A 5,086-nucleotide genomic window follows, 5' to 3' on the forward strand; every position below is an offset into this window, starting at 1 on the left:
AAACGTCCGAGGCTTCCATCGTGGTATCCACTAAACGCACTGCACGCTGGCGAAACTCCGGCGGATACTGACGGGGCATAGCTTCCAATCCTCCTATAGAGATCGGAACTAAACCCGGGGTAGTTCACAGAGGGTTCGGGCTATTCGTATGTCTTGATACATCACACTGGTCGGGGTGGCGGGATTCGAACCCACGGCCTCTTCGTCCCGAACGACGGCAACCAGGGAATATGGCTGTCGTGGGCTAGCGATGGAAAAAGGCGTCAATTGCCTGTTAATCAGCATCTTTCCATCGAGGTCCCACAGTCATTAGCAATGGCCGTCGGAAGGGAAAACGTACTCATCTGCGTACGCAGTGGGGAAGGCGCTGGCGGCCCGCAAAGGTCCAGCACACAGTCGGTCTACTACTGCCGCTTTCGACAACCTGATTTGGTCACGCTATCGCTTCCGCAGTGTGCCCGGTGGGAAGACGCGGGCGCTGGGAAGCAGTTGACGACCGTCATTGACGACTGTCATTGACGAGTGTCAATGAATTAGCTACTGTGCCTCCATGGGGTCACCAAATGCCATCACGGAAGCTGGATCGTCGATTGGGGGCGTTCGAGAGGTCCGACGGCTGGAAACGCGGGCACGTCTATTCGACGCCGCAGTGGCTGAGATTGGCCGGTCCGGACTGGCCGGTGCAGACGTCAGTACCATCGCCAGCGCAGCAGGGGTGGTGCGGGGCACGTTCTACTTTCACTTCCCAACCAAGGAACACGTCTTGGTCGAGTTGGAAAGAAGCGAAGAGGCCAGGATCGTCACCGAACTCGACCTCGCGCAGACCGAGACCGATGACTTGGCGCCGGTGTTATCTCAGTTGGTTCGACATGTGGTCGCCGCCGAGCGTCGGTTGGGGCCGGTGGTCTTTCGAGACATGTTGGGGTTGCACTTCTCCGCAACCCGACCGGCTGAGGACGAACTGTCGGCGCATCCCCTAGCCGAGTTCGTGATTGCCGCGATCACCAATGCCCAGAACGCGGGCCGAGTCCCGTTAGAGGCAGACGCCAGTGAACTCGGAGTGTTCTTTATGACCGGACTCTTCGCGCTGCTAGCCACTGGCACACAAGATTCCGCGACGGCGGCCGCCGTCATGGATCGGTATGTAATGACAATTGTCAAAGGAATGGAAACACGATGATCAGCACAGGAATCGACGGCTACCGAGACTTCTTGAAGAGGCGTGACGGGGAGGCCGATCTGCTGAATCGACGCTTGGCGAATCGCGAAGACTTCTTCAATCGTATTGAGACGAAGCCGGTCCGATCACTCCACCCTGCCGACCGACCGACCTTCCTGCGGAACCTGCGCCGTCGGCGACCCGAGGCGGGCTTGGACAGGAAGATGCTGTTTCTGTTGGCCACCGCCAAACTAAATCAGGCAGAACGATTCGGGGTCGGCCTCGGGGAAACCTACGGCCTCAACAGCGACGAGGACTTGCCACCGGAGCGGGTGTACCTCGAACTTGAAGAGCACTACCACACCCGGTTGCTGGCATACGTGCTGGACGTATTCGACCTCACGTTCCAAGTGGTGCCCCCGCCGTTCGTCATGCGCCAATTCGTCAAGACTGGGGTGTTTCTCCCGGAGCGTCTCGGGTTCCTGTTCGTAGGAGCGGCGGAGATGGCAGGCTGCGTCATGTTCGACGAACTGCGCCGCGTCGGCATTGAACTATTCGCCGACGAACCAGAAGTCTCCGAACGGGTTGAGCTCCTCTACAGCGAAATCCTCACCGACGAGGTGGGGCACGTGGGCTACTGCGCGTCACGATGCACTACGGCAGAGCGAGCGATGATGCGTTGGCTCTACCCTCGCATCGGCAGGCTGTTTGCGCGCCAAACAGCCGAAATAAGCCTCCTCATCGACCCCACAAAGCTCCGCGCCCGCCTCGACCGCCCCTTCGACGTCGGCGAACTCACCGCCGGACTGAAGAACGAGACGTATCTAGTCACACACCCGTGACGAGGCCGGCTTGGCGGATCGACATTCGAGTCGCGACGCCTGCGGGAAACCCGAATCGCCGCCGCTGGCTCATTCGTCTGAATCGTCGGTCAGGACACGGTAGAACGTCGCAGGAGTATTTACGTTGAGAGCGACGGTTATCGCCTCGGGCCGTGGACCGCGCAACAGCGATCTCTTGGCCACAATGGGAGCTAGCGCCGGACAGATGGGAACGGCTCAACAAACTGAAGTGATGGGACTGGAAGGCATGACCTCCGCTACCGCTCCCACCGGTGTTCAAATCGGATACGTCCGCGTCTCCACCGGCCACCAGTCCCTCGACCAACAACTGGACGCCCTCACTGCAGCAGGGGTCGACCCTGACCGGATCTATCGCGACAAGCTGTCCGGCACGTCGACACGCGAGCAGCGGCCCGGCCTAGCCGCATTGCTTAACTACGCACGAGCCGGTGACGCAATCGTCGTGGTCGGGATAGATCGATTGGGACGCAACGCCGCCGAAGTCATGACAACGATTCGCGAGCTGCGCGACCGAGAGATCGTGTTGCGCTCGCTGCGCGAAGGAATCGACACATCCAACGCGACCGGACGAATGGTGGCTGGAGTATTGGCCAGCCTGGCAGAACTTGAGTTGGAGCTAGGCCGGGAACGCCGCGCCGCTGCCCGCGAGGCGCGTCGGGTACGCGGGCAGCACATCGGACGGCCCAAGGCGCTTGACGAGAAGAAAGCCGCTCTGGCGCAGCGGATGCACGCTAATGGTGAGTCGGCGAGCACGATTGCCAACACGCTCGGCGTGAGCAGGGCGACGGTGTATCGCGTCTTGGCCGAACAGACTGCTGAAGGCGACTGAGAGGATGCTGCGCCGCTCTCGCGTTTGGACACGCGACTCGCGCAACTCAACTAGGGTGTTCGAGTTCTGTTCGGGCCTGGTCCATTTGGTCGTAGGTGTACGTCACCATCGCGGCGGTGGTCATCGTCTCACCCTTGCGGGCGAGCGATTCGTAAGTCTGGTCGCCGAACACGCTGCGGAGGTGGGTGACCGCGGTGGTAATTTCAGGGACCGCCGACGCAGACAAAGGACTGAGCGCGAACCCGGCGATAGTGGCCGCCGGTTCGTAGCGTCCGAGCCGGTCGAAAAGAACGGCGAGGATGGCCAGCGGGACGCGGATCGTCGTGGTGTCGCCCGAATCGTGGTAGTCGGGGATCGCCAGAGTGAGGTGATCGAACGCGGACACGGTGCCGCCGTGTTCGGCCTCAAGTCGTGCCAGAAACGGCGCCAGCGCTGACGCGAGGGTGCGGTTGCCGCAGTCGTGAGCGATCACCAGACCCCGGCCGAAGGCGTTAAGCGCCCCGACGGGATCCGCGTCACGGAAAGCCACACCGTAGGCAAAGAGCGCCCACCCGAGGAACAACGGGTTGCCTGTTGCCTCCGCAGCCTCGATGAGGCCATCCGCGCAATCCATCGCCTCCCCACCACAACCGGCCAATGAAAGAGCGGCAACCAGCCATGCCCGGATGTAGACGTGGGTGTCGCGGCGGCGCACGAGCTGGGCGCGGCACAACTCGGCCCACCGCTCGGGCTGCCCGATGACTTGGTATACAACTCCAAGCGCGACTTCGATGCCGTACGGCAGCGCCTCGCGGCTCCTGCCGAGAACGATCTGGCCGGCGTCGCAATAGCGGACAGCCGCCTCGATCCGTCCCGTCATGTAGCACAGCGACGCAATCACGTACAGGAACGCCAGCCGCGGGTGGTCGACCGCACCGGCGGGCTCGATCAGCTCTTCAGCCCAGGCAATCGGCTCATAGATTTGGACCCCAACGCCGAGCCACCCCCCATAGGTGGCGATGGCGGCGGCGGCGTCCAGATCGCCCTGATCGGCGGCCCAGCGAAACGCGGTGCGCAGATTGGCCAGCTCGATAGTGAACCAGTCGTAGGCCTCCCGCTGGCGGGGGCTGTCCCACAGGGCCATGATGTCGGCTCCCCGTCCGGCGAAGTACCGCGAGTGAGCGGCCCGGACCTCGGTTGCCGCACCACCGGCGACGAGTTGGTCCTCGGCGAACTGGCGAATCGTCTCCAGCATCGCAAACCGGGTCCGCCCCGCTGACCGGTCGGCGACCAGCAGCGACTTGCGCACAAGAGCGTCGAGTACCTCGAGGATGGCGTACTCGTCGAGGTCCTCGGATCCTGCTACGGCGCAGGCGCTGTGCAGGTCGAATCCCCCGGCGAACACCGAACACCGATCCAGCAGCCCCTTTTCCGGCTCGTCGAGCAGGTCGTAGGACCACGCCACCGCGTGGCGCAGGGTCTGCTGGCGTTCCAGAGCGCGCCGCGACCCCACCAGCAGCCGCAACCGCTGATCGAGCCGATCAGCCACCTCGCCCGCGGTCATCGACGCCATCCGTGAGGCCGCCAGCTCGATGGCCAACGGGATCCCGTCGAGTCTGCGGCAGATCTCCACCACCGCGGCCGCCTCATCAGGTGTGGCCACCGAGAATCGGGAGGCAACGCTATGGGCACGGTCGACAAACAGGGTCACCGCGGCCGAGTCGATACCCGCGCCCACGTCCAGCGACGGCACCAGCCACAGTTGCTCGTCGGCGACCCCCAATCCTTCGCGGCTGGTGGCCAGAATCTTCACCGTCGCCGCGTGCGCCAGGATGGCCTCGACCAAATCGGCGGCGGCGTCGCGCACGTGCTCGCAGTTGTCGAACACCAGCAGCCGCACCCTGCCCTCCAGCGCGGCGGCCACGCTCTCGCTGACGCTCTTGCCCGGTTGCTGGGTGATGCCCAACACCGCCGCGACCGCGTCGGGCACCGCCGCCGGATCGGCGACCGCGGCCAGCTCGAAAAACCACACCCCGTCCGGAAATTCGTCGACCAGCCGCCCTGCCACTTCGAGCGCCAGGCGGGTCTTGCCGACCACGCCCACCCCGGTCAACGTCACCAAACGATGAGCCTTCACCACGGCTTGCAGCTCGGCGACCTCGGACTCGCGTCCGATAAAACTCGTGGTCGGAACCCGCAGGTTGCCCGACGCCGGATCTTGGGTTGCTAGCGGCGGGAACTCGGTGCGCAGGCCGA

Annotated in this window: 4 protein-coding genes; 3 read left to right on the top strand and 1 reads right to left on the bottom strand. The window is 63.6% G+C overall.

The annotated features are described in order from the left end of the window. Positions 1-550: 550 nt before the first annotated feature. The 3 genes from ACLP9N_RS03495 (at position 551) to ACLP9N_RS03505 (ending at position 2,851) form a co-directional block, all read left to right on the top strand. On the top strand, positions 551-1,180 hold the full coding sequence (locus ACLP9N_RS03495; protein ID WP_442406085.1) for a TetR/AcrR family transcriptional regulator: 630 nt from the start codon (positions 551-553) through the stop codon (positions 1,178-1,180). Continuing rightward, a complete protein-coding gene (locus ACLP9N_RS03500; protein WP_442406086.1) occupies positions 1,177-2,001 on the top strand; it encodes a hypothetical protein in 825 nt (274 codons plus the stop codon). The genes ACLP9N_RS03495 and ACLP9N_RS03500 overlap by 4 nt, the downstream gene beginning before the upstream one ends. A gap of 247 nt (positions 2,002-2,248) precedes the next feature. Then, on the top strand, positions 2,249-2,851 hold the full coding sequence (locus ACLP9N_RS03505) for a recombinase family protein (protein WP_442406087.1): 603 nt from the start codon (positions 2,249-2,251) through the stop codon (positions 2,849-2,851). A 46-nt stretch (positions 2,852-2,897) separates the two neighbouring features. Here ACLP9N_RS03505 and ACLP9N_RS03510 read toward each other — a convergent pair. Continuing rightward, positions 2,898-5,086 (bottom strand): ATP-binding protein (locus ACLP9N_RS03510; protein ID WP_442406088.1); only part of this gene is annotated, 2,189 nt, incomplete at its 5' end.

It is taken from the genome of Mycobacterium sp., assembly GCF_052144515.1.
Classification (GTDB): domain Bacteria; phylum Actinomycetota; class Actinomycetes; order Mycobacteriales; family Mycobacteriaceae; genus Mycobacterium.